The following is a 24,103-nucleotide window of genomic DNA, read 5'->3' on the forward strand; positions in this document are numbered from 1 at the left end:
GCGCGCGCGCCGTCGCGGAACAGGGCGATCAGCCGCGCCAGGCGCTCGCGGCGCTCGCCTTCGGCGCGCGCGATCGCCACCGCGCGCAGCGTCGCCGCCGCCAGCGCCGGCGGCATCGCCGTGGTGTAGACGTGGGTGCGCGCGAACTGCGCCAGCGCGTCGATCAGCGCGGCGGGTCCGGCGACGAACGCCCCGGCGACGCCCAACGCCTTGCCCAGCGTCGCCATCAGCACCGGCGCGTCGGCTTGCGCCAGCCCGGCGGCGGCGAGGCTGCCGGCGCCGTCGGGGCCGAGCACGCCGAGGCCGTGCGCGTCGTCGACCATCAGCGTCGCGCCCTCGCGCCTGCACAGCGCGGCCAGCGCGGCCAGCGGCGCGACGTCGCCGTCCATGCTGAACACGCCGTCGGTGGCGAGCAGCGCGGCGGCGTCCGGCGCGCCGGCGAGCTGGCGCGCGGCACCGTCGGCGTCGGCGTGCGGATAGCGCTTCAGCTCGCAGCCGGCGAGACGCGCGCCGTCGATCAGGCAGGCGTGGTTCAAGCGATCCTGCACGCACAGGTCGCCCTCGCCGAGCAGCGCGTCGAGCACGCCGAGGTTGGCCATGTAGCCGGTGGAGAACAGCAGCGCCTTCTCGCGGCCGGTCCACGCCGCCAGCGCCGCTTCCAGCGCGGCGTGCGGCGCGCGATGGCCGCCGAGCAGGTGCGCGGCGGTGGCGCCGACGCCCCACTGCGACGCCGCCGTCGTCAGCGCCTCGCGCAGCGCGGGATGCTGCGCCAGGCCGAGATAGTCGTTGCCGGCGAACGACAGCAGGCGGCGGCCGTCCAGCGTCAGCCAGGGGCCGTCCGCGGCCTCGACGGTGCGCAGCCGGCGCAGCAGGTGATCGCGCGCGAGGTCGGCCTGCGCGGCGGCGATGCGCTGCAGCAGATCGGGGCGTGTCATGGGCACCTCCGCTTCGATCCCGGAGCCATGCGCGTCGCGCGCCGCCGCGGCTTCAGGCCGCGACGCCGGCGCAGCCGCAGCCGTAGCTTGCCTCGCCGGCGCAGCCGCAACCACTGCCGCAACCGCCCGCGCCGGTGCCGCAACCGCAAGCGCCGCCGCAGCCCGCTTCCGCGCCCAGCAGGTCGGCGTGCGCCGTGCCCGGTTCGAATTCGACTTCCAGCGGATGCAGGCCGAGGCGCGCGAACAGCGCGCGGTCGTGCTCGACGTCGGGGTTGCCGGTGGTCAGGAGCTTCTCGCCGTAGAAGATCGAGTTGGCGCCGGCGAAGAAGGCCAGCGCCTGCATCTCGTCGCTCATCTCGCTGCGGCCGGCGGACAGGCGCACCACCGAGGCCGGCATCAGCAGCCGCGCCACCGCGATCGTGCGGATGAATTCCAGCGGATCGAGCTTCGGCGTGTCGGCCAGCGGCGTGCCTTCCACCGCGACCAGCTGGTTGATCGGCACCGACTGCGGATGCTCCGGCAGGTTGGCCAGCGCCTGCAGCAGGCCGGCGCGCTGCTCGCGCGTCTCGCCCAGGCCGACGATGCCGCCGCAGCAGGTCTTCAGACCGGCGCGGCGCACCTGTTCCAGCGTGTCGAGACGGTCCTGGAACTCGCGCGTGTGGATGATCTCGCCGTAGTACTCCGGCGCGGTGTCGATGTTGTGGTTGTAGTAGTCGAGGCCGGCGGCCTTCAGCCTCTCGGCCTGGCCTTCGCGCAGCAGGCCGAGCGTGGCGCAGGTCTCGAGGCCGAGCGCCTTCACCGCGGCGACGATCTCGGCGACCTTGTCGATGTCGCGGTCCTTCGGCCCGCGCCACGCCGCGCCCATGCAGAAGCGGCTGGCGCCGGCGGCCTTGGCGGCGCGCGCGCGCGCGACCACGGCGTCCACCGTCATCAGCTTCTGCGCCTCGACGCCGGTGTGGTAGCGCGCCGCCTGCGGGCAGTAGGCGCAGTCCTCGGGGCAGCCGCCGGTCTTGATCGACAGCAGCGTCGAGATCTGCACCGCGTTGGGATCGTGGTGCTGCCGGTGCACGGCGTGCGCACGATGCAGCAGCTCGTTGAACGGCAGCGCGAACAGCGCCAGCACTTCCTCGCGCGTCCAGTCGTGGCGGATGGCGCAGGTTTTGGCCATGGGACAACTCCGGGCAGGGAACGGCGGGAGTGTGCGCAGCGGGCCGGAAGACTGTCAACCGCGATGCGGTGTTCCGGGTTGACGGGATGCCGGCCGACGGCGCGCGCCGGCCGCGGCCGACAGGCGGGAGCGCGGCATGGCGGCAGCCTCGGGGGATGGCCGCGCCGGGCGCCGGACCACGGCATCCCGGTCCGGTGAAACCGGGCGACCCCGAGGAGAGCGCATTGTCCATCGCCGCCGTCACCCGGCCGCTGCTGCGCCTGCTGCTGCCGCCGCGGTGCCTGCTGTGCGGCGCGCGCGGCGACGGCGACCGCGATCTCTGCGCGGCCTGCGCCGCCGAGCTGCCGCGCAACGTCGCCTGCTGCGCGCGCTGCGCGTTGCCGCTGCCGGCGCCGGCGGCGCTGTGCGGCGCCTGCCAGCGCCGGCCGCCGCCGTGGGACGCGGCGTGGGCGCCGTTCCGCTACGCCTGGCCGCTGGACCATCTGGTCACGCGTTTCAAGTTCGGCGGCAACCTCGCCGCCGGCCGCGCGCTGGCGGCGCTGTGGGCCGAGGCGAGCGCGCCGCCGGCGCTGCCGATGTGCGTGATCCCGGTGCCGCTGCACGCCCGCCGCCTCGGCCGGCGCGGCTACAACCAGGCGCTGGAGCTGGCCGCGCCGCTGGCGCGCGCGCTCGGCCTGCCGCTGGCCCCGCAGGCGCTGCGCCGCGTGCGCGCCACCGATGCGCAGTCGGAACTCGGCAGGGCCGCGCGCCGGCGCAACGTGCGTGGCGCGTTCGCCGTGGCGGCGGACGCGCTGCCGGCGCACGTCGCCGTGCTGGACGACGTCGCCACCACCGGCGCCACGCTGGCCGAATGCGCGCGCGCGCTGAAGCGCGCCGGCGTCGCCCGCGTCGACGCGTGGACGCTGGCGCGCGCGGCGGCGCGCTGATCGCCCAGGCCGATGGATCGTGCGCACGCGCCGGCGCTACAGTGCGCGCTTTCCCGCCGCCGGAAACCCGCATGTACATCGTCAGCCTGCATTACGACCAGCGCCCGCTCGCCGAAGTCGACGCGCAGCTCGAGGCGCACCGCGCCTGGCTCGACCGCCACTACGCGGCCGGCGAGTTCCTGGCCTCGGGACCGAAGGTGCCGCGCACCGGCGGCGTGATCCTGGTGCGGGCGATGCCGCGCGCACGCCTCGACGCGCTGCTGGCCGACGACCCCTTCGCGCGCGCCGGCGTGGCGCGCCACGAGGTGATCGAGTTCCTCGCCAGCAAGCAGCATCCCGCCGTCGCCGCCACCGGGCTGTTCGACGCGCCCGGCTGAACGCCGCGCCGGCGCTCAGCGCAGCGCCAGCGCCAGCGCGATGCCGGCCCACAGCGTCATGCCCAGCCAGTTGTTCTGGCGGAACGCGGCCAGGCAGTGCGCGCGCGCGCGGTCGCGCATCGTCCACTGCTGCCAGCCGAACAGGCCGGCGGCGGCGGCGAGCGCCAGCCCGTACGGCCAGCCGAGCTGCGCGCGCGTGCCGACCAGCAGCATGGTCAGCAGGAACGTGCCCATCAGCACGCCGAGGATGACGAGATCGTCCTCGCCGAACAGGATGGCGGTGGACTTGGCGCCGGCCTTGATGTCGTCCTCGCGGTCGACCATCGCGTACTCGGTGTCGTAGATCGTCGACCACAGCACGTTGCCGAGGAACAGCAGCCAGGCCAGCGGCGGCAGCCCGTCGGTCACCGCCGCGAACGCCATCGGGATCGACCAGCCGAACGCCGCGCCCAGCACCACCTGCGGCAGGTGCGTGTAGCGCTTGGAGAACGGATACGCCGCCGCCAGCGCGGCGCCGACGAAGGCCAGCTCGATGGTCAGCGCGTTGGTCAGCAGCACCAGCAGGAAGGCGACGGCGAGCAGCGCGCCGAACACGGCCAGCGCCTCGCGCGGCTGCACGCGGCCGTTGGCCAGCGGGCGGCCGGCGGTGCGCTGCACCAGCGGGTCGAGATGGCGGTCGGCGTAGTCGTTGATCGCGCAGCCGGCGGCGCGCATCACGAACACGCCCAGCGTGAACACGATCAGCGGCTTCCACGGCGGGAAGTCGCCGGCGGCCAGCCACAGCGCCCACCAGGTCGGCCACAGCAGCAGCAGCGCGCCGACCGGGCGGTCCATGCGCGTCAGCACCAGGTAGTCGCGCGCCTTGTCGCGCAGGCGCGGCGGCAGACGCGCCAGCAGCAGCTCGAGCACGCGCGCGGCGCGGCTGGAGCTGTCTTCCGGGCGCGCCGCGCGCGGCCGCTGCGGCGCCGCGGCGCGCGGCGCCGGGCGCGGCTGGGGTCGTCGCGGTCGGGCGGGCGGGGTCATGCGCACCAGTGTAGCCGGCGCCCGCGCCGGCCCGCCAAGCACGAAATCCCGTCGCGCGCCATGCCGCCGGTCAGGGCGCGCTTGCGCGGGGCCGCTATCGTGCCGAGCGTGCGGCCTCGGCAGCCGCGAGAGGACGACTCGTGAAAACCATCGGCCTGATCGGCGGCATGAGCTGGGAATCGACCGCGCTCTACTACCGCCACATCAACCGGCGCGTCGCCGAGCGCCTCGGCGGCCTGCATTCGGCGCGCTGCATCGTGCATTCGCTGGACTTCGCCGAGATCGCCGCCATGCAGCGCGCCGGCGAGTGGACGCGCGCCGGCGGCGTGCTGGCCGACGCCGCGCGTGCGCTGCAGGCGGCCGGCGCCAGCGTGCTCGGCATCGCCACCAACACCATGCACAAGGTGGCGGACGCCGTGGAGGCGGCGGTCGACGTGCCGCTGCTGCACATCGCCGACGTCGCCGGCCGGGCGCTGCGCGCCGCCGGCATCCGCCGCACCGGCCTGCTCGGCACGCGCTTCACCATGGAGCAGGACTTCTACCGCGAACGCCTGGCCCGCCACGGCATCGAGACCGTGGTGCCCGACGCCGAGGCGCGCGCCGAAATCGACCGCGTGATCTTCGCCGAGCTGTGCCGCGGCGACATCCGCGAGGACTCGCGCGCGCGCTACCGCGCGGTCGTCGCCGCCCTGGCCGCCGACGGCGCGCAGGGCGTGCTGCTCGGCTGCACCGAGATCTGCATGCTGCTCGGCGCCGGCGACGGCGGCCTGCCGCTGTTCGACACCACCGCGCTGCACGCCGATGCGCTGGTCGAGGCCGCGTTCGCGCGCGAGCCGGCGCCGCACGCCGCGTTGACCGCCTAGCAGCGGCGCCAGGCATCTCCCCTTTCGCCCGCCGCCGCCGGGTGCTAGCGTCTCCCGGGGGAAGCGGGGCGGAAGCCGGTCGGCGCGCCGACGGCGGCCTCCGCGTCCGCTCCGCGATCCAGGGGGGTGGCCATGCCGGAACGGAAGGGCGGACCGCTCGCGCTGCGTCTGGCGGGCATCTACGTGCTGCTGGTGCTGGCCGTCGCCGCCGCGGGGATGCTGGCCGCGCCGCTGAACACGCCGCTGGCGACGGTGGTCGAGCTCACGCTGATCGGCGCCGCCGGCTGGATCGCCGTGCTGTTGCGGCGCCTCGGCGGCTTGCACGCGCAATTGCGCGACCGCGCGCGGCTGCAGCAGGACCTGTTCCGCTACTCGGGCCTGCTGATCACCGTCAAGGACCGCGAGGGCCGCATCGTCGAGGCCAACGACGCGGTGGCCGCCGGCTTCGGCCGCCCGGTGGCGGAGATGCTCGGCACGCGCCTCGCCGACCTGCTGCCGGCGGAGTCCGCCGCCGAGGTGATGGCGCGCGACCGCGAAGTGATGGAAAGCGGCCGCGAAACCAGCCACGAGGAGACCGTGCCGATGCCCGACGGCGAGCACGTCTTCCTCGCCAAGCGTTTCCCCGTGCGCGACGCGCAGGGGAACGTCACCGGCATCGCCGCCCTGCGTGTCGACATCACCGCGCACGTGCGCCTCGAGCAGGCGCTGCGCCTGGCCAAGGCCGAGGCCGAGGCCGCCAACCTCACCAAGTCGGCGTTCCTGGCCAACATGAGCCACGAGCTGCGCACGCCGCTCAACACCATCATCGGCCTCAGCGAGCTGGTCGCCGAGGAGCTGGCCGAGCGCGGCCAGGCGCATTTCGCCGAACCGATGCGGCGCGTGGTCGCCGCCGGCCGCCACCTGCTCGCGCTGATCAACGACATCCTCGACCTGTCGCGCATCGAGGCAGGGCGCATCGAGCTGCATCCCGAGCCCTGCCGCCTGCACGACCTGATCGACACCGTGGTCGGGGTGGTGCAACCGCTGGCCGACGCCAACGGCAACCGCATCGAGGTGCATTACGCCGACGACCCCGGCGTGCTGTCGCTGGACAGCACGCGGGTCAAGCAGATCCTGCTGAACCTGCTGAGCAACGCCTGCAAGTTCACCCGCGCCGGCGACGTGCGCGTCGACGTGGACACCGTCCACGACGCGCACGGCTCGCGGCTGGTGATCGCCGTCGCCGACACCGGCATCGGCATCGAGGCGGAGCAGATGGAGCGCATCTTCGAGCCGTTCCGCCAGGCCGACCAGACGATCGCGCGCCGCTTCGGCGGCACCGGCCTCGGCCTGAGCATCTGCCGGCAGCTCTGCAACCTGATGGGCGGCGCGCTGGACGTGGCCAGCACGCCGGGCGCAGGTTCGGTGTTCACGCTCAGCCTGCCGCTGCTGGACGGCCCGCTCGCCCGCGCGCACGAGGCCGTGGCGCGCGCCGCGGCGGCCGACCGCCGCGAGCTGATCGTGGTGGCCGACGACGAACCCGACGCGCGGATGCTGATCGCCGGCGCGCTGCAGCGGGAAGGGTTCGAGGTGCGCGCCGCGGGTTCCGGCGCCGAAACCCTGGCGCTGGTGCGGCAGGCGCGGCCGGCGCTGCTGGTGCTGGACATCCTGCTCGGCGACATGAGCGGCTGGGACGTGCTGACGGCGGTGCGCGCCGACCCGGCGACGCGCCACCTGCCGGTGATCGTCTGCACGATCACCGACGCCGACCGGCGCGCCGCGTCGCTCGGCGTGGTCGAGCACATGATCAAGCCGTTCGACCGCGAGCATCTGCTCGCGCTGGCGCGCCGGTTCGTGCGGCCGAAGCACGCGCCGCACGTGGTCGTCGCCGACGACGACGCGGAATTCCGCGGCCAGATCGTCCGCCGTCTGCAGACGGAGGGCTGGCGCGTGCGCGAGGCGCCCGACGGCCTCGAGACGCTGGCGGCGCTGCGGCGCCAGCCGCCCGACCTGCTGCTGCTCGACCTGATGATGCCCAACCTGGACGGCATGGCGGTGCTGGAAGCGATGCGCGAGGACCCCCGCCTGGACCGGATTCCGGTGATCCTGGTCAGCGCCGCCGAGCTGTCGCCCGAACAGGTGCGGGCGCTGAACCGGCGCGCCGTGGAGTTCGTGCGCAAGTGCGGCGGCGACCTCGAGACGATGCTGGCGCGGGTGCGCGCGACGCTGGCGGCGCTGGACCCGCAACGCACGCTGCAGGCGCCATGAGCATCGCGGTCCTCTGCGTCGAAGACGACGACAACAACGCCTACCTGCTGCAGCGGCGGCTGGCGCGCGACGGCCTGGCGGTGCACCACGTCGCCAGCGCCGAGCAGGGGCTGCGCGCGCTGGCGCGGCGGCGCTACGACCTCGTGCTGCTCGATCTGAAGCTCCCCGGCATGGACGGCTGGGCCTTTCTCGATGCCGTGCGGCGCGGCGAGCGGCCGGACGACGTGCCGATCATCGTGCTCTCGGCGCACGTGCTGAAGGACGAGGCGGAACGCGCGCTGGCGGCCGGCGCCAACGCCTTCCTGCCCAAGCCGCTGGACTTCCAACGCCTGCGCGAGGCGATCGAGTGCGCGCTGGCGCCGCGGGCGCACGGCGGGGGCGGCGGGCCATGATGGGCGACGCCTCCCGCATCCTCGTCGTCGACGACGACGACGACGCCCGCTACACCCTGGTGCGGCAGTTGCGCCGCCTCGGCTACGCGCGCATCGAGGAGGCGCGCGACGGCTACGAGGCGCTGCGCCGCATCGAAGCCGAACCGCCCGACCTGGTGCTGCTGGACACGATGATGCCGGGGCTGGACGGCGCGGCGGTGCTGCGCGCGCTGCACGAGGCGGACCGCCTGCCGGATCTGCCGGTGGTGATGGTCTCGGCCAACGACAGCATGGACGTGGTGGTGCGCTGCATCGAACTCGGAGCGGACGACTATCTCGCCAAGCCGGTGAACGTCGCCCTGCTGCGCGCGCGCGTCGCCTCGGCGCTGGAGAAGCGGCGCCACCGCGAGAGCGAGCGCGCCTACCTGCGCCGCTTCGACGGCGAAACCGGGCTGTTCAACCGCAGCGTGCTGCTGGAGCGCCTGCAGCAGGCGCTGGCGCTGCGCCGGCGCTCCGCGCTCGCGGCGATCGTGATGGACGACCATGCGCAGGTGATGGTCAGCGCGGGCGAGGCCGGCGTGGCGAAACGGCTGGCCGGCTTCGCCGAGCGGATCAACGCTCGCCTGCCGGGCGTCGACACGCTGGCGCGGGTGGCGCCGGACGCGCTGGCGCTGATCCTGCCGGTGACGGAGGGCGAGTACAGCGTCGCCGCCGCACTCGAGGCGCTGGCGCGCGGCGCGACCGCCGAAGCCCGGCCGGCGGCGCCGGGGCGCTGGTCGATCGGGCTGGCGTTCGCGCGCTTCGGCGACGATGCGCCCGGCGCCGACGACCTGCTCGGCCTGGCGATGTCGGCCGCGCGCGAGGTGCCGGTGCAGGCGCGCAACCGGCTGAGCATCGTCACCCCCGGCATGCGCGAGTCGATGCGCGACGCCCTGCGGCTGCACGCCGAGCTGGAGCGGGCGCTGTCGCGCGACGAGTTCGTGCTGCACTTCCAGCCGATCTGCGCGATCGACACGCTGCGGCCGGTCGCGGCCGAGGTGCTGTTGCGCTGGGCGCATCCGCGGCACGGCCTGTGGACGCCGGGACGCTTCCTGTACGCCGTCGAGCGCTCGCCGTTGATCCAGGCGATCGACGAGTGGGTGCTGGAGCACACCTGCCGCACGCTGCGCGCGTGGAAATCCTGGCTGCCGCCGGTGTTCGCGCTCAGCGCCAACGTCACCGCGGAGACGCTGGCGGCGGAGGGGCTGGTCGGGCGCATCGAGGCCGGCCTGGACGAGGACTGCGCCGGCCGCCTGCGCATGGAGCTGACCGAAACCATGGTCATGCACGACATGCCCGCCTGCGTGAACGCGATGGAGCAGTTGCGCGCGCGCGGCGTGAAGATCGCGCTGGACGACTTCGGCACCGGCTTCTCCTCGATGACGCACATCAGCCAGATCCACTGCGACGCGCTGAAGATCGACCGCAGCTTCGTCAGCCACGTCGACCAGCAGCCGCGCACCGCCAAGGTGCTGCGCGCGATGGTGGCGCTGGCGAAATCGCTGGATTTGGTGGTGATCGCCGAAGGCGTGGAGCGCGAGGAGGAGCTCGCGGTCGTGCGCGATGTCGGCTGCGACCTGGTGCAGGGCTACCTGACCGGCCGGCCGATGGACGCGGACGCACTGCGCGCGCGCCTCGGCGGATGACGCCGGATCGCGCCGCGGTCAGCGCGCGAGGTCGATCGCGTAGGTCGCGGTGCCGTCGCCGTGGTCGGCGAGCTGGCGCACGCCCGCGAGGCCGGCGGCGCGCGCGACGTCCGCCTTGTCCGCCGCGCTCGCGAAGGTCACCGGCCCGGCGGTGGCGACGCGCGCGAAGCGCCACGGCCGCGCCGGCAGGTCGGCGCGGCGCAGCGTCCCGTGCGCGCGGATCCAGCCGATCAGTGCCTGGCGGTTGGTGTCCGGCGCGCTCAGCACGATGTTCGCGCCGTCGAGGCCGGGGAAGCGGCCGCCGCCGGAGGCGCGGTAGTTGTTGGTCACCACCAGGAACGGTTGCGCGGGGTCCACCGGCTTGCCGCGCCAGCGCAGCGCGACGATGCGCCGGCCGGCGGGCCGCGTCACGTCGATCGCGTAGTCGAGGTCGCCGAACAGCACGTCGAAGTTGTAGCCGGGCACGCGGCGGTCGATCAGCGGCTGCGGCTCCGTCTTCGCCGGATCGATGCGGTTGAAGCGTTCGGCCGACTTCTCCAGCCAGGCCTCGACGCCGGCGCCGTCCAGCTTCACCACGGCCAGCGTGTTCGGGTAGAGGTAGAGATCGGCGGCGCTGCGGATGGAGAGCGGGCCCGCCGGCACGTCGGTGTAGTCGCCGGGGCCGCCGAAGCCGGTCTTGAAGGCGGACGCCGCGGCCAGCACCGGGATGCCTTTCAGGTCGGCGTGGTCGCGCGCGATCCAGTCCTCCGCGTAGGCGCGCTCGGCGGCCGCCACCGCGGCCAGCGCGGAGACGTCGCCGACGTCGGCGAAGTAGGTGCTCATGCGGAAGTCGCTGCGGCCGATCGGCGTCTGCACGTAGGCGATCGTCGCCCGGTGCGCCGCCGCCACCAGCGGCGCGATCGCCGGATCGGGCGCCACGCAGGCGCGCTCGCGCGCGCAGATCGGCCGCACCTCGCTGTGCGTGGCGGCCTCGTCCACTACCCAGCGGCCGTCGCGGCGCGCCAGCGCCAGCTTGATCACGCCGAGATCCTTGCCGAAGAAGCCGCCCATCACCGCCGGCACGCCGCGCACGAAGCCGCGCGCGTTGTCCACCTCCGGCATGCGCGCGAAGCGCGAGGCCGGATCGGGATTGGGGAACACGTCGTGCGAGTGGCCGAGCAGGATCGCGTCGATGCCGGGCACGCCGGCGAGGTGCCAGTTGGCGTTCTCCATGCCGGGCGTGTACGGCGCCGCATCGAGGCCGCCGTGCGAGATCGCCACCACCAGGTCGACGCCTTGCGCGCGCAGTTCGGACAGGTACCGTTCGGCGGCTTCGACCACGCCTTCCACCGTGACCTTGCCGGCGAGGTTGCGGTGGTCCCAGTCCATGATCGGCGGCGGCGTGAAGCCGAGGATGCCGATCTTCAGCGGCACCTCCAGCTTGCTGCCGTCGGGCGCGTAGGCGGTGAAGGTGCGGGCGACGACATGGTAGGGCGCGTACAGCGGCTTGCCGTCGCTGGCGCCGAACACGTTGGACAGCACCAGCGGGTAGTGCGGGCCGGCGCAGCGCCGCGGCGTCGCGCCCGGCACGTCCATCGGCGTGCCGGTGGCCTGCGACAGGAACGCCAGGCCGTAGTTGAATTCGTGGTTGCCGATGGTGCCGCCGTCGTAGCCGAGCGCGTCCATGGCGCGGTAGATCGCCGCCTCCTCGTCGCAGCCGAGCGGCTTCGCCAGCGCCTGGTAGTCGGCCAGCGCGGTGCCCTGCAGGGTGTCGCCGTCGTCGAACAGCAGCGTGTTGGGGAACTGCGCGCGCGCCTGGCGGATCAGCGTGGCGACGCGCTCGAAGCCGAGCGTGGGATCGTCCCGCAGGCGGTCGTAGTCGTAGCTCAGCACGTTCGCGTGCAGATCGGTGGTCTCGAGCAGGGCGAGGTCGGCGCGCGTGCCGTCGGGGATGCGCGCGTTCTTCGCCGCGGGCGTCGCGCAGCCGGCGAGCAGCAGGGCGGCGGCGAGCGCGGCGAACGGCGTGCGTGCATGCATGGCGATGCTCCTCGGCGAGCCGCCAACGCTAGCAGAATCCCGCGGCGCCGCGGCGACCGCCGTTCGTCATCTCCTCGCCGCGGCGGCCGCGCGATACTCTGGCGCGTCGTTTGCCGGGGAGATTCGCCGTGATCCGCATGCCCACGTTCCTGCGCCGCGCGCTGTCCGGCGCCGTCGCCCTGCTGCTCGCCGCCTGCGCGGGCGCGCCGGCCGCCACCGCCCCGAGCGCGCATGCGCCGATCGAGGTGCCGGCGATCGCGCGCCCGGCGGGCGAAACCGCCGCCTGGTGGTTCCGCGCCGGCGCCGCCGCGGCGGCGGCCAACGCGATCGGCGCGCAGCCGCAGGCGAAGAACGTGATCGTGTTCCTCGGCGACGGCATGAGCATCCCCACCATCGCCGCCGCGCACGTGTTCGCGGGCCAGCGCCTGGGCGTCGACGGCGAGAGCTATCGCCTCAGCTTCGAGCGCTTTCCGTTCACCGCGCTCAGCCGCACCTACGAGACCAACCTGCAGACGCCCGATTCCGCCGGCACCATGACCGCGATCATGACCGGCGTGAAGACGCAGGCCGGCTTCATCGGCGTCGACCAGGCCGCGCGCCGCGGCGACTGCGCCTCGGCGCAGGGCCACGAACTGGTCACCGCGCTCGAGCTGGCCAAGCTGGCCGGGCAGTCGGTCGGCGCGATCACCACCACGCGCGTCACCCACGCCACGCCGGCGGCCACCTACGGCCACCTGCCGGAGCGCAACTGGGAAGTGGACGCCGAACTGCCCGCGGCGGCGCGCGCGGCCGGCTGCAAGGACTTCGCCGCGCAGCTGGTCGATTTCCCCATCGGCGACGGCCTGAACGTGGCGATGGGCGGCGGCCGCAGCGAATTCCTGCCGGCCGGCGCGCCCGACCCCGAATATCCCGGCAAGGCCGGCCGCCGCCGCGACCGCCGCGACCTCACCGCCGCATGGCTGCGCAAGCCGGCCAGCGCGTACGTGTGGAACGCGAGGCAGCTCGCCGCGCTCGACTACGCGCGCGTCGACCATCTGCTCGGCCTGTTCGAGCCCTCGCACATGCGCTACGAGCACGAGCGCGCGCAGGACCCCGCCGGCGAGCCCAGCCTCGCCGAGATGACGCGCGCCGCGCTGCGCGTGCTGCAGAAGAATCCGCGCGGCTATTTCCTGATGGTGGAAGGCGGGCGCATCGACCACGCGCTGCACGCCGGCAACGCCTACCGCGCGCTGGACGAGACGGTGGCCTTCGCCGACGCGGTGCAGGCCGCGGTCGAGATGACCTCGGCCGACGACACCCTGATCGTCGTCACCGCCGACCACAGCCACACCATGACCTTCGCCGGCTACCCCGCGCGCGGCAATCCGATCCTCGGCCTGGTGCGCGGCCCCGCCGACAGCTACGACGAGGAAGGCGGCGCCGGCCTGACGCGCGACGCGCTGGGCCTGCCGTACACCACGCTCGGCTTCGCCTCCGGCCCGGGCTACACCGGCGCCACCGACCGCCAGCCGGAAGGGCCCAAGCACTTCCCGCACGAGTACAGGACCGCGCAGGGCATCCGCGACGGCCGCCCGGATCTCGCCAAGGTCGACACCGCCGATCCCGACTACCTGCAGGAAGCCACGCACCCGATGCCGTCGGAAACCCACGGCGGCGAGGACGTGGCGATCTTCGCGCGCGGCCCCGGCGCGGCGGCGTTCCACGGCGAGCTGGAGCAGAACGCGATCTTCCACGTGATCACGCAGCACGACCCGGCGATCCGCGGCGCGCTGTGCCGGCTGGGCGGCTGCGACGCCGATGGCGTGCCGGTGAGCCCGCCGAGCTACCGGGCGCTGCTCGACGCCGCGGGCCGATAGGGCGGGCGTGCCTCAGGCGGGCACGACGTCGAAGGCGATGGTCAGCCGCGTGCGCGTGCCGCCGAACGGCTGCGTGCCGTGCCACATGTACGAGGGGAACAGCGCCAGCAGGCCGGGCTCGGGGCGCGCGTAGTGCTCGGCCTCGAGCGCCGGCGAAGTCGGCAGGCCGGGCTTGCCGAAGCGCAGCCAGCCCTCGCGGTCGCGCTCGCCCATGCCGGGCGGCAGATCGATGTAGCAGGCCGAGGACAGCCAGCCGAGCTCGTGGATGTGGTCGGTGTGGTAGCCGCCCGGGCGCAGTTGCACGGACCAGCTGCCGTTGAGGCGGTAGCCGTCGCGGCGCCGCGCGCGCACGGGGTCGTCGCCGGCGCCCAGCGCGGCGATGTGCTCGCGGATCGGGCCGTCGATGGCGGCGAAGAACGCGCGGATCGCGGGGTCGTCCGCGCGCGCGAGGTCGTGGGTGGTCTGGCTGCCGTGGCGCAGCGACTGGTCGAGCGGATGCGCGCGCGTGACGTGCAGGCGGCGCAGGCTGGCGGCGAGGTCGGCGAGGTAGGCCGCGAGGTCCGGCCAGCCGGGCGGCGTGTCGATCGGCCGCGCGCGCACCAGCGTCGCGTAGTCGTACAGCGCGCGATAGCGCGCGTCGCCCAGCAGCCGCCACGCGGTCGCGCGCACGGCCAGCATGTGCTGGTCATAGGGCTGCGTCGCCAGCACCTGCGCCGCGCAACGTTCGGCGAGGTCGGCGCGCCCGGCGGCGAGCTGCGCGTCCGCCAGCGCGGCGATCGCGGCCGGATGCCGCGGGGCCAGCGCCAGCGCGCGTTCCGCATGCGCCACCGCGCGCGCCGCATCGACGCGCAGCGCGGCGTGCGCCGCGCCGATCTGCAGGCCGGCGTCGTCGGCGCGCCGCGCCGCCGCGTCCGCCGCCAGCGCATAGGCGCCGGCCTCGTCGCCGGCGGCCGCGTGCAAAGCGGATTTCAGCGCGAGCAGGTCGACCGCCTCGGGACGCGCGGCCAGCGCCGCGTCGAGGGCGGCGGTGGCCGCGGCCAGATCGCCGCTGCACAGCCAGCGCACCTCGGCGAGCCGCTGGTGCGCCTCGGCATGACCGGGATGGCGGCGCAGCGCCTCGAGGCAGGCCGCCTCGGCGGCAGCGAACGCGTCGTGGCCGACGCGGGCGTGGGCGAGCGCCAGCCACAGCTCCGGCGTGTCCTCGCCCTTGGCGATGGCGTCGCGGAACGCGTCGCCGGCTTCCGCGTAGCGATGGGCCGCCAGCAGCGCGGCGCCGAGGTGGCGCGCCGCGGCGGCGCTGGCCGGGGCCTGCGCCGCGGCGCGGCGGAAGCTCGCCAGCGCGTCGTCGGCGCACCGCAGCGCCTGCAGCGCGTAGCCGCGCTCGATCGACAGCTCGGCATCGGCGACGCCGCGGCGGGCGGCGTCGTCGAGCAGCGCCAGCGCCTCCGCGGCCTGCCCGTGCTCGCGCAGGTAGTGCGCCAGCGCGGCGACCGCGCGCGGGAAGCCGGGATCCAGCGCATGCGCCTGGCGCAGCGCGGCCAGCGCTTCCTGCTGGCGCGGGCCGCGCGCCAGCAGTTCGCCCAGCGCGACGTAGGCCGGCGTCCAGCGCGGATCCAGCGCCAGGATGGCGCGGAAGGCGCGCTCCGCGGCGGACAGGTCGCCCAGTTGGACGCAGGCGCCGCCGAGCAGCCAGTGCGCCTGCAGCCAGTGCGGCGCCGCCGCGACGATCCGCTCCAGGCGCAGGCGCGCCTCGGCGAAGCGGCGCGCGTGCATCAGCGCGCGCGCCTCCTCGAGTTCGCGCGGCGGCTGCGACATCGGTTGCATCGGTATCACCTTCGCTGGACGGTGCGCGCGGTCGCCGCCGATCGCGGGCGAAGCGGGCGTCCGCGACCTAGTCTCGCCGCGCCCCCGGGCGCAGGCAAGCCGCGCGCCCATGGCGGACGGCCCATGCGCGCGCGCCGCGAGCGGCTATCATCGGCGCTTTCATGTCCGGGGGGAGGGCCTCATGGGACTGTTCGCGCAACTCACGCGGCACAAGACCGTCGAGCAGCTGCAGGCGGAGATCGGCACGCGCAGGGATTTCCGCCGCGTGCTCGGGCTGTGGCAGCTCACCGCGATCGGCATCGGCGGCATCATCGGCGTCGGCGTGTTCGTGCTGGCCGGGCAGCAGGCCGCGCTCAACGCCGGGCCGGCGGTGGCGCTGTCCTTCATCATCGCCGGCATCGCCAGCGCGGCGGCGGCGCTGTGCTACGCCGAGTTCGCCGGCCTGATCCCGGTCACCGGCAGCGCCTACACCTACGGCTACGCGGTGCTGGGCGAGCTGGTCGCCTGGCTGATCGGCTGGGACCTGCTGCTGGAGTACGCGTTGATCGTCGCGGTGGTGGCGATCGGCTGGTCGGGCTACCTGCAGGCGGCGCTGACCGACATCACCGGCTGGTCGCTGCCGGTGTGGGCGCAGGGCGCGATCGGCACCGGCGAGGGCCGCGTGTTCAACGTGATCGCCGCGCTGGCCACGCTGGCGGTGGCGGCCCTGCTGGTGATGCGCACCGAGTGGGGCGCGCGCTTCAACACGCTGATCGTGACGATCAAGGTGATCGCGGTGGCGCTCGTGATCGGCGTCGGCGCGTTCTACATCGACCCCGCCAACTGGGTGCCGTTCATCCCCGAGCGCACCTTCGACGCCGACGGCGTCGGCCACTACGGTCTCCAGGGCGTGGCCACCGCCGCGGCGGTGGTGTTCTTCGCGGTGTTCGGCTACGACACGCTGACCACCGCGGCGGAGGAGGCGAAGAACCCGCAGCGCGACCTGCCGCGCGCGGTGCTGCTGTCGCTGGCGGTGTCGATGGCGATGTACCTCGCCGTCTCGCTGGTGCTGACCGGCATCGCCCACTACGACACGCTCAACACCGACGCGCCGGTGGCGGACGCGTTCCGCGGGCTCGGCCTGCGCTGGGTGGCCTCGGCGATCTCGGTGTCGGCGGTGGTCGGCATCGCCAGCGTGCTGTTCGCCTTCATGCTGGGCGCGGCGCGCATCTGGTTCGCGCTGTCGCGCGACGGCCTGCTGCCGGGCTGGTTCGCCCGCGTGCATCCGCGCTACGGCACGCCGCACCGGCCGACCATCGCGATCGGCGTGTTCACCGCGCTGGTCGCCGGCCTGTTCCCGCTGGGCGAGGTGGCCAAGCTGGTCAACATCGGCGTGCTGTCGGCATTCATCGTCATCTGCAGCTCGGTGCTGCTGCTGCGCTGGCGCCGGCCGGAGCTGCCGCGCGCGTTCCGCACGCCGTGGGTGCCGGTGGTGCCGCTGCTCGGCATCGGCTTCTCGATCTGGCTGCTCAGCGAGCTGGCGCTGATCACCTGGATGACCTTCCTGGTCTGGGTCGGCCTCGGCCTGCTGGTGTATTTCGGCTACGGCATCCGCCACAGCCGGCTGGCGCGCGCGGGCGCGGCCGCGCCCGCCGCGGCGGGCATGGCGGCAGGGCAGGGCTGAGGACGGCGGCTCAGGCGAAGCGCGCGGACAGCGTGCCGGCGATCTCCACGCGGTCGCGGCCGTTGCGCTTGGCCTGACGCAGCGCGGCGTCGGCGGCGGCCAGCAGCTCGTGCAGGCTCTGCTCGGGCAGCTGCGCCGCCACGCCGATGCTGACGGTCAGCGTGCCGTCGGGCAGGCGGATGCCGTGCATCGCCTGGCGGATGCGTTCGGCGACGGCGACCGCCTCGTCCTGGGCCAGGCCGGGCAGCAGCACGGCGAACTCCTCGCCGCCGACGCGTCCGATCAGGTCCAGCGGGCGCAGATGGTGACGCATCACGTCGGCCAGGGCGACCAGGGTCTGGTCGCCCAGCGCGTGGCCGTGGCGGTCGTTGATCTGCTTGAAGTGGTCGGCGTCGAGGTACAGCGCGCACACCGGGCCGCCCTGGTGCACGGTGTGCGCGAGGCGCGCCGCGGCCAGTTCGAGGAAGCGGTTGCGCGCCAGCAGGCCGGTGAGGTCGTCGGTGTAGGCGCGCTCGCGCAGTTGCTGCTCCAGGCGGAAATGCTTGTGCAGCACGTCGTCCATCAGGCTGTGCACGATCACTGCGGCGACCAGCGCGATGCCCATGTACATCAGGTACTCGGCCAGCAGTGTCGGCATGGCCGGGTCGGCCAGCAGCAGCGGCAGCGGGCCGAGCACGGACAGCGCCATCGCCAGGATGAAGTCCCAGCGCCACAGCCAGACCGCGCCGGTGGCCAGCGGCACCATCACGTAGGCGGGCAGCACCCACAGCGCGCCCTGCGAGTGCTTGTAGCCGTTCAGGCCGATGCCGACCTCGACGACCACCACCGCGACCAGGCCGAGCACGCTCAGCCGGAGCGGATCGGCGATGAAGAAGGCGCGCCAGGCGATGACGACGAGCGGCAGCAGCGGCGCCGCGCGCAGCAGCAGCGGCACGCCGCTGTGGCCGACCAGTTCGCCGCAGGCCACCAACGCGAAGTAGGCGACCGCGCCGGTCAGCATCATCAGGCGCATGGTCGCGCCCATGTGCTGGCCGAGGTAGTGCAAGAACGCGTGCCGCTCGCTGGGATGGGATCCCGGCAGCAGCGGCGGCGGCTCGGTCTGCGCCGGGCGCGGGGAACTCTCGTGGGTCATGCGATTGCCGTTGGTAGGTCTCCGGGCGGGAGTACTCGCAAGACTCGGGCCAATCGCCGGGAGCGTTGCAATTGTTCAAGCCGTGCCGTCGCAGCCCGCGAGACGGGAGGCTGCCACCGTCGCGCGACGCAGGCCGCCCGGGGGGCGCGGTGCTCCTCGTCAGAACGCCCGCCACCCTTCCTTCGCCCACCCCGGCGCGGCCTGCGTCTTCCCCGGGCCGGTCTATCTTGATCCCCCGCGGCCGGCGGCGCGAGCGCGCGCCCCGTGACCTTTGGGGCACCGTCCGCCCGCGGCCCGCTGCTAGCATCGCGGACCACCCGCTGCGCGCCCTGCGCGGCGCCGCGGCCGGTCCAACCATCCAGGGGATGCCATGAACGCCTCGCCGCACCGTGTCCTGCTCGCCGCCGTCCTGTGCGCCGCCGCCTGCGCCGGCGCACCCCGTGCCCGCGCCGCCGTGCCGGCGCCCGCCGACACGCCCTATCCGGGCACGCTGAAGCTGGCCGTGGACGCCAGCGACGTGGCGCGGCGCATCTTCCGCGTGCGCGAGGAGATCCCGGTGCAGCCCGGGCCGCTGACCCTGCTCTATCCGCAGTGGATCCCCGGCAACCATTCGCCCACCGGCCCGCTGGACAAGTTCGCCGGCCTCGTCGTCAGCGCCGACGGCAAGCCGCTGCCGTGGACGCGCGATCCGCTGGACGTCTACGCCTTCCACGTCGACGTGCCGCAGGGCGTCGGCACGCTGGCCGTGGAGTTCCAGTACCTGTCGCCGCAGGACCGCAGCCAGGGCCGCGTGGTGATGACCCCGGACATGCTGAACCTGCAGTGGAACGCGGTGGCGCTGTATCCCGCCGGCCACGACGCCCGCCTGATCACGGTCGCGCCCAGCGTGACGCTGCCCGAAGGCTGGCAGTTCGGCACCGCGCTGGAGGTGGCTTCGCGGAACGGCGCCAGCACCACGTTCAAGCCGGTGCCGTTCGCCACCCTGATCGACTCGCCGATGTTCGCCGGCCGCCACTTCAAGCGCGTCGACCTCGATCCCGGCGCCCAGGTGCCGGTGCATCTGGACATCGTCGCCGACGCGCCCGAAGCCCTGGCGATCAAGCCCGACCAGCTCGCCATCCACCGCGCGCTGGTGCGGCAGGCCTACAAGCTGTTCGGCGCGCGCCACTACGACCACTACGACTTCCTGCTGGCGCTGTCCGACAACCTGAGCGGCATCGGCCTCGAGCACCACCGTTCCAGCGAGAACGGCGTCGGCCCCGGCTACTTCACCGACTGGGCGAAGAGCGCGCCGGAGCGCGACCTGCTCGCCCACGAGTACACGCACTCGTGGAACGGCAAGTTCCGCCGCCCGGCCGACCTCGCCACGCCCAACTTCAACGTGCCGATGCAGGACAGCCTGCTGTGGGTGTACGAGGGGCAGACGCAGTACTGGGGCTACGTGCTGGCCGCGCGTTCCGGGCTGTGGACGGCCGAGCAGACGCGCGACGCCCTGGCCAGCGTCGCCGCCACCTACGCCGACAACCGCCCCGGCTTCGACTGGCGCAACGTGCAGGACACCACCAACGACCCGATCATCGCCATGCGGCGGCCGCTGCCGTTCCGCAACTACCAGATGAGCGAGGACTACTACAGCGCCGGCCAGCTGATCTGGCTGGCGGTGGACACCGAGCTGCGCGAGCTGACCCGCGACAAGCGCTCGCTGGACGACTTCGCGCGCGCGTTCTTCGGCGTCGACGACGGCGTCTGGACGGTGAAGACCTACACCTTCGACGACGTGGTCGCGACGCTGGACGCGCTGGCGCCGCACGACTGGGCGGGCTTCCTGCGCCAGCGCCTCGACGCGCACGCGCCGCCGCTGGACGGCCTCGCCCGCGCCGGCTGGAAGCTGGTCTACACCGACAAGCCCAGCGCGATGACCCAAGGTTACGAAACCGAGCGCAAGGTCGCCGACTTCACCTACTCGCTCGGCATCGTGGTGGCGAACAAGGACGGAAAGCTGGTCGACGTGCGCTGGGACGGCCCGGCGTTCAAGGCCGGCGTGCCCAGCGGCGCGACGCTGGTCGCGGTCGACGGCCGCGAGTACAAGGCCGAGCGGCTGAAGGACGCGATCACCGCGGCGAAGACCGGCCAGGCGCCGATCGAGCTGTTGATCAAGTCGGCCGACAGCTACCGCACGGTGCGCGTCGACTACCACGACGGCCTGAAGTATCCGCACCTCGAGCGCATCCCCGGCGCGCCGGACCGCCTCTCGGCGATCCTGGCGCCGCGGCGCTGAGCCGCGCGGCGGAGGCCCGGCCGCCCCCGCGGGCGGCCGGCGCCGGCTCCGCCACGCATGTTCACAACCTTGAACGCGCCGCTGGCGCCAAGATTGCTCCCCCAAGGGTAGGGCCCGCCGCCGTGCGGGCGACAGGGGGTACGCCATGGGCTCGTTCCATCACAGCACCGTCGCCGTGCAGGACCTGCGCGATCTGGCGCCGCGCGTGCGTGCGCTGCGCTGGCGCTCCGCCAGCGGCCGCGGCCTGCGCGATCTCGCCATCGATCTCGAGGACGGTTCCAGCATCGGCCTGCTCGACGCCGACGTGCTCGCCGCCTGCGCCTATCGCGACGACGGCGGCGAGGACGTCGACCAGGTGCGCGCGCTGTCCGAGCGCCTCGGCATCCACGGCTCGCGCGACGAGCTGTGCCGCACCCTGCACGGCCTGCTGCGCCTCGCCGCCGCCCAGGCCTGAATCGCGGCTGCCGAGGCGGGCGGCGCCGGGCCGCGGCGCCCGCGCGCGATCGCGCCCCGCCCGCCGGCGGAAAGCGCCCCGAAAGGCTGCGCCGGGATGCTGTGCGCTCCCAGCCACGGTGACCGGCAGTGACCCACACGCGCATCAAACAGGCCGATTTCTTCCTGCAGGGCGGACGCGCCGGCGTGCTGCTGGTGCACGGGCTGACCGGCACGCCGGCCGAGATGCGCTTCGTCGGCAAGGGCCTGCATCGCGCCGGCTACACCGTGCACGGCATGCAGCTCGCCGGCCACTGCGGCGACGAGGCCGACCTGCTGCGCACCGGCTGGCGCGACTGGTACTCGAGCGTCGGCGAGGCCGCCGGCGCGCTGCGCCGGCGCGTCGACCACCTGTTCGTGGCCGGCCTGTCGATGGGCGCGGTGCTGGCGCTGAAGCTGGCCGCCGACCGCCCGCACGAGGTCGACGGCGTGGCCGCCTACGGCACCACCTTCCGCTACGACGGTTGGTCGATCCCGCCGATCGCGCGGCTGTCCTTCCTGTTGCCGCTGCTGACCCGCCTCGGCATCGGCCGGCGGCGGCGGTTCATGGAAAGCTTCCCGTACGGCATCAAGGACGAACGCATCCGCCAGCGCATCGCCGGCAGCATGCTGGCCGGCGACAGCGCCGCGGCCGGCCTGCCGGGCAACCCGTGGCCGTCGCTGGCGGAGTTCTACCGGCTCGCCGCCGGCATGCGCCGCCAGCTCGGCCGCGTGCGCGCGCCATGCCTGGTGATGCACGCGGCCGAGGACGACGTCGCCAGCGTCGACAACGCGCATCTGGTCGCGCGCAGCGTCGCCGGCCCGGTCGAGACCGTGCTGCTCGACGACAGCTACCACATGATCACCGTCGATCAGCAGCGCGACCGCGTGATCGCCTGCTCCGCCGACTTCTTCGGGCGCATCGTCTCGGCACGTGAGCGCGCCGCGGCGTCCGCGGCATGAGCCGGGCCCCGACGCTGCCGGCATTGCCGATCGACGACGAGCCCTCCGACGTCGCCGGCCTGCCGCCGCTCGGCAACCTGCTGGAACCCCCCGGCCTGCTGCGCGCGTTCCTGGCGCATCCGCCGCAGGATTTCGCCGCCTTCGTCACCTGCATCGGCGTGCCCGCGTTCCGCGCCCGCTTCGACCTCACGACCACCGCCGACGCGGCGACCCGCCGCCTGCTCGAGCGCCTGCCGCTGTACGCGCGCTGGCGCGAGCTGCTGCGCCCGCGCACCTGCTTCGTCGGCACCACCGTATCCGAATACGCGCCGCTGCCGCGCGGGCGCGACGCCGCGGCGGCGGTCGACGCGCTGCTGCAGGCGCACGCGCCGGCGCAGCCGTTCCTGATCGTCAAGGACATCCCGCAGGACTCGCCGCTGCTCGGCGCCGCCGACAACCGCTACGCCGCCGACTTCGCCGAGGCCTGCGCGGCGGCGGGCTGCGTGCTGCTGGCCGGCCAGGCGCTGGCCTACGTGCCGATCGACTTCGCCGACACCGACGCCTTCCTGGCGCGGCTGTCGCACGCGCGCCGGCGCGACATCCGCCGCAAGCTGCGCGCGCGCGCCGACCTCGAGGTGGAAGCGCTGCCCACCGGCGCCGACTGCTTCCGCGATCCGCAGGTGCTGCAGCACTACTACGCGCTCTACCTCGCCGTGTACCGGCAGAGCGAGGTGCACTTCGACCTGCTGACGCCGGCGTTCTTCCGCGCCGTGCTGCAGGACGCCGGCAGCGGCGGCATCGTGTTCGCCTACCGTCACGCCGGCCGGCTGATCGGCTGGAACCTGTGCTACGCGCACGGCGGCGCGCTGATCGACAAGTACGTCGGCTTCGCCTATCCCGAGGCGCGCGCGCACAACCTGTACGCGGTGAGCTGGATGCACAACCTCGAGTACGCGCGCGCGCGCGGCCTGCGCCACTACGTGGCCGGCTGGACCGACCCGGAGGTGAAGGCCGCGCTGGGCGCGCGCTTCACCTTCACCCGCCACGCGGTGTACGCGCGCAGCCGCGCGTTGCGCGCGCTGCTGCGCCGCTTCGCCGGCCGTTTCGAGAGCGACCGCGCCTGGTTCGAGGCCCGCCCCGGTGCGCACGCCGCTGATCCTTGATTTCGACGGTTCCGCCGGCGCGGTGCCCGGCGCCGTCCGGCTGGCGCTGGGCGACTGGCAGGAGGCGGTGCGCTTCGGCTGCGGCTGGCGCACGCTGCGCGGCCTGCGCGAGCTGTTCGCCGCGCGTCTGCCCGCGACGCACGGCACCGCGCTGCTCGGCAGCGGCGACTTCCACCACGTCAGCCTGCTGCTGATCGAGCGCTGCGCGGCGCGCGCGCCGCTCGAGGTGGTGGTGTTCGACAACCACCCCGACAACATGCGCTTTCCGTTCGGCGTGCACTGCGGCTCGTGGGTGCGCGCGGCGACGCGCCTGCCGCACGTCGCGCACGTGCACGTGGTCGGCATCACCTCCGCCGACGTCGGCCCCGCGCAGAGTTGGCAGAATCGCCTGCTGCCGCTGTACGCCGGCCGGCTGACCTACTGGTGCATCGGCGCCGACACACGCTGGGCGCGGTGCCTCGGCCTCGGCCGCGCGGTGCGCCGTTTCGGCGACGCGGCGTCGCTGCTGCAGGCGCTGGCCGGCGCGCTGCGCGGCGGCCCGCTGTACGTCTCGATCGACAAGGACGTGCTCGATCCCGCGGTGGTGCGCACCAACTGGGACCAGGGCGTGCTGCGCGAGGCGGAACTGCTCGACGCGCTGCGCGCGTTCGGCGGCCGCATCGTCGGCAGCGACATCACCGGCGAGGTCTCCGCCTACCGCTACCGCACGCCCTGGAAGCGCTGGCTGAGCGCGCTGGACGCGCAGCCGGCGGTCGACCCCGCCGAACTCGCCGCCTGGCAGGCGCGGCAGCAGGCGCTGAACGCGCGGCTGCTCGCCGCGCTGGGCTAGCCTGCCGCGAGCGCCGTTTCCAGCGCGCGGCAGATGCGCTCGAAGCCCGGGTCGTCCAGCCAGGGGCTGTTCGTCACCGTCAGCATGCGCGCGGCGAGGTCGCGCGCGTTCGGCACCGCCGCCTGCGGCACCGCGCCGGCGAGATAGGCGTAGTCGGGCAGCGCGTGCACGAACAGCCGGCTGACGCCGAGGCCCGCGCCCCACAGCCGCGCCAGCGCCGCGTCGCGCACGCGCGCGTCCGGCAGCAGCAGCATCAGCAACGGCCAGACGCCTTCGCCGCGGCCGCCGTCGTCGAGCACGCGCACGCCCGGCAGCGCGGCCAGGCGCGCGCGCC

At 74.2% G+C, this 24,103-nt stretch carries 19 protein-coding genes and 1 pseudogene; 13 read left to right on the forward strand and 7 right to left on the reverse strand.

All coding sequences use genetic code 11. The features are described from left to right. Together MBSD_RS02515 and bioB are read right to left on the reverse strand one after the other, a co-directional pair. Nucleotides 1-935 (reverse strand): 8-amino-7-oxononanoate synthase (locus tag MBSD_RS02515; RefSeq protein ID WP_062534761.1); only part of this gene is annotated, 935 nt, incomplete at its 3' end. 52 nt (nt 936-987) lie between these two features. Then, a complete protein-coding gene (gene bioB / locus MBSD_RS02520) occupies nt 988-2,103 on the reverse strand; it encodes a biotin synthase BioB (RefSeq protein WP_062534762.1) in 1,116 nt (371 codons plus the stop codon). Between the two features lie 224 nt (nt 2,104-2,327). Between bioB and MBSD_RS02525 the strand changes: the two genes are divergently transcribed. Continuing rightward, a complete protein-coding gene (locus MBSD_RS02525) occupies nt 2,328-3,029 on the forward strand; it encodes a ComF family protein (protein WP_062534781.1) in 702 nt (233 codons plus the stop codon). A gap of 71 nt (nt 3,030-3,100) precedes the next feature. Continuing rightward, nucleotides 3,101-3,406: a YciI family protein gene (locus MBSD_RS02530; RefSeq protein WP_062534782.1), complete on the forward strand. Its 306-nt coding sequence runs from the start codon at nt 3,101-3,103 to the stop codon at nt 3,404-3,406. 15 nt (nt 3,407-3,421) lie between these two features. Here the strand turns inward: MBSD_RS02530 and ubiA are convergent, their stop codons facing one another. Further along, nucleotides 3,422-4,315 (reverse strand): 4-hydroxybenzoate octaprenyltransferase, encoded by an 894-nt coding sequence (gene ubiA, locus MBSD_RS02535; protein ID WP_062534784.1) that lies wholly within the window; start codon nt 4,313-4,315, stop codon nt 3,422-3,424. 254 nt (nt 4,316-4,569) lie between these two features. On the opposite strand from ubiA, the gene MBSD_RS02540 reads away from it, so the two are divergent. The 4 genes from MBSD_RS02540 to MBSD_RS02555 all read left to right on the forward strand — a co-directional run bounded on the left by MBSD_RS02540 (nt 4,570) and on the right by MBSD_RS02555 (nt 9,595). Then, nucleotides 4,570-5,292 carry an aspartate/glutamate racemase family protein gene (locus MBSD_RS02540; RefSeq protein WP_062534764.1) on the forward strand — a complete coding sequence of 241 codons (723 nt, stop codon included), beginning with the start codon at nt 4,570-4,572 and terminating at the stop codon, nt 5,290-5,292. A gap of 132 nt (nt 5,293-5,424) precedes the next feature. Further along, entirely contained in the window at nt 5,425-7,539 is a 2,115-nt protein-coding gene (locus MBSD_RS02545) for a response regulator (protein ID WP_062534765.1), read from the forward strand. Next, nucleotides 7,536-7,931: a response regulator gene (locus tag MBSD_RS02550; protein ID WP_062534767.1), complete on the forward strand. Its 396-nt coding sequence runs from the start codon at nt 7,536-7,538 to the stop codon at nt 7,929-7,931. The genes MBSD_RS02545 and MBSD_RS02550 overlap by 4 nt, the downstream gene beginning before the upstream one ends. Next, a complete protein-coding gene (locus MBSD_RS02555; protein WP_062534769.1) occupies nt 7,931-9,595 on the forward strand; it encodes a putative bifunctional diguanylate cyclase/phosphodiesterase in 1,665 nt (554 codons plus the stop codon). The genes MBSD_RS02550 and MBSD_RS02555 overlap by 1 nt, the downstream gene beginning before the upstream one ends. 18 nt (nt 9,596-9,613) lie before the next feature. Here the strand turns inward: MBSD_RS02555 and MBSD_RS02560 are convergent, their stop codons facing one another. Beyond that, entirely contained in the window at nt 9,614-11,611 is a 1,998-nt protein-coding gene (locus tag MBSD_RS02560) for a bifunctional 2',3'-cyclic-nucleotide 2'-phosphodiesterase/3'-nucleotidase (protein ID WP_062534771.1), read from the reverse strand. A gap of 137 nt (nt 11,612-11,748) precedes the next feature. On the opposite strand from MBSD_RS02560, the gene MBSD_RS02565 reads away from it, so the two are divergent. After that, a complete protein-coding gene (locus tag MBSD_RS02565; protein ID WP_082306435.1) occupies nt 11,749-13,467 on the forward strand; it encodes an alkaline phosphatase family protein in 1,719 nt (572 codons plus the stop codon). Nucleotides 13,468-13,479: 12 nt separating this feature from the next. Here MBSD_RS02565 and MBSD_RS02570 read toward each other — a convergent pair whose 3' ends face one another. Then, nucleotides 13,480-15,291, reverse strand: coding sequence for a putative 2OG-Fe(II) oxygenase (locus MBSD_RS02570; protein ID WP_187300538.1), 1,812 nt, complete (start codon nt 15,289-15,291; stop codon nt 13,480-13,482). Nucleotides 15,292-15,472: 181 nt separating this feature from the next. Between MBSD_RS02570 and MBSD_RS02575 the strand changes: the two genes are divergently transcribed. Then, a complete protein-coding gene (locus tag MBSD_RS02575) occupies nt 15,473-16,954 on the forward strand; it encodes an amino acid permease (RefSeq protein ID WP_062534775.1) in 1,482 nt (493 codons plus the stop codon). A gap of 10 nt (nt 16,955-16,964) precedes the next feature. On the opposite strand, the gene MBSD_RS02580 is transcribed toward MBSD_RS02575, so the two are convergent. Continuing rightward, the gene (locus tag MBSD_RS02580) at nt 16,965-18,086 is read right to left on the reverse strand and encodes a GGDEF domain-containing protein (RefSeq protein ID WP_082306433.1); all 1,122 of its coding nucleotides are present in this window, start codon (nt 18,084-18,086) and stop codon (nt 16,965-16,967) included. A gap of 370 nt (nt 18,087-18,456) precedes the next feature. Here MBSD_RS02580 and MBSD_RS02585 point away from each other — a divergent pair, with 370 nt between their 5' ends. From MBSD_RS02585 to MBSD_RS02605, 5 genes are all read left to right on the forward strand, one after another. Next, nucleotides 18,457-20,364 (forward strand): M61 family metallopeptidase, encoded by a 1,908-nt coding sequence (locus MBSD_RS02585; protein ID WP_062534777.1) that lies wholly within the window; start codon nt 18,457-18,459, stop codon nt 20,362-20,364. 145 nt (nt 20,365-20,509) lie between these two features. Next, complete coding sequence (locus MBSD_RS02590) at nt 20,510-20,818, forward strand: hypothetical protein (RefSeq protein WP_062534779.1); 309 nt, start codon at nt 20,510-20,512, stop codon at nt 20,816-20,818. A gap of 128 nt (nt 20,819-20,946) precedes the next feature. Beyond that, on the forward strand, nt 20,947-21,798 hold the full coding sequence (locus tag MBSD_RS02595; RefSeq protein ID WP_237071729.1) for an alpha/beta hydrolase: 852 nt from the start codon (nt 20,947-20,949) through the stop codon (nt 21,796-21,798). Beyond that, the gene (locus tag MBSD_RS02600; protein WP_082306434.1) at nt 21,795-22,940 is read left to right on the forward strand and encodes a peptidogalycan biosysnthesis protein; all 1,146 of its coding nucleotides are present in this window, start codon (nt 21,795-21,797) and stop codon (nt 22,938-22,940) included. The genes MBSD_RS02595 and MBSD_RS02600 overlap by 4 nt, the downstream gene beginning before the upstream one ends. Next, nucleotides 22,918-23,769 (forward strand): arginase family protein, encoded by an 852-nt coding sequence (locus tag MBSD_RS02605; protein ID WP_062534791.1) that lies wholly within the window; start codon nt 22,918-22,920, stop codon nt 23,767-23,769. Before MBSD_RS02600 ends, MBSD_RS02605 begins: the two co-directional genes overlap by 23 nt. Here the strand turns inward: MBSD_RS02605 and MBSD_RS15315 are convergent. After that, nucleotides 23,766-24,103 (reverse strand): annotated as a pseudogene (locus tag MBSD_RS15315) (DegT/DnrJ/EryC1/StrS family aminotransferase); the annotation flags it as partial. The gene MBSD_RS02605 and the pseudogene MBSD_RS15315 sit on opposite strands and share 4 nt — an antisense overlap.

The sequence above is a fragment of the Mizugakiibacter sediminis genome, assembly GCF_000953855.2.
Classification (GTDB): Bacteria; Pseudomonadota; Gammaproteobacteria; order Xanthomonadales; family Rhodanobacteraceae; genus Mizugakiibacter; species Mizugakiibacter sediminis.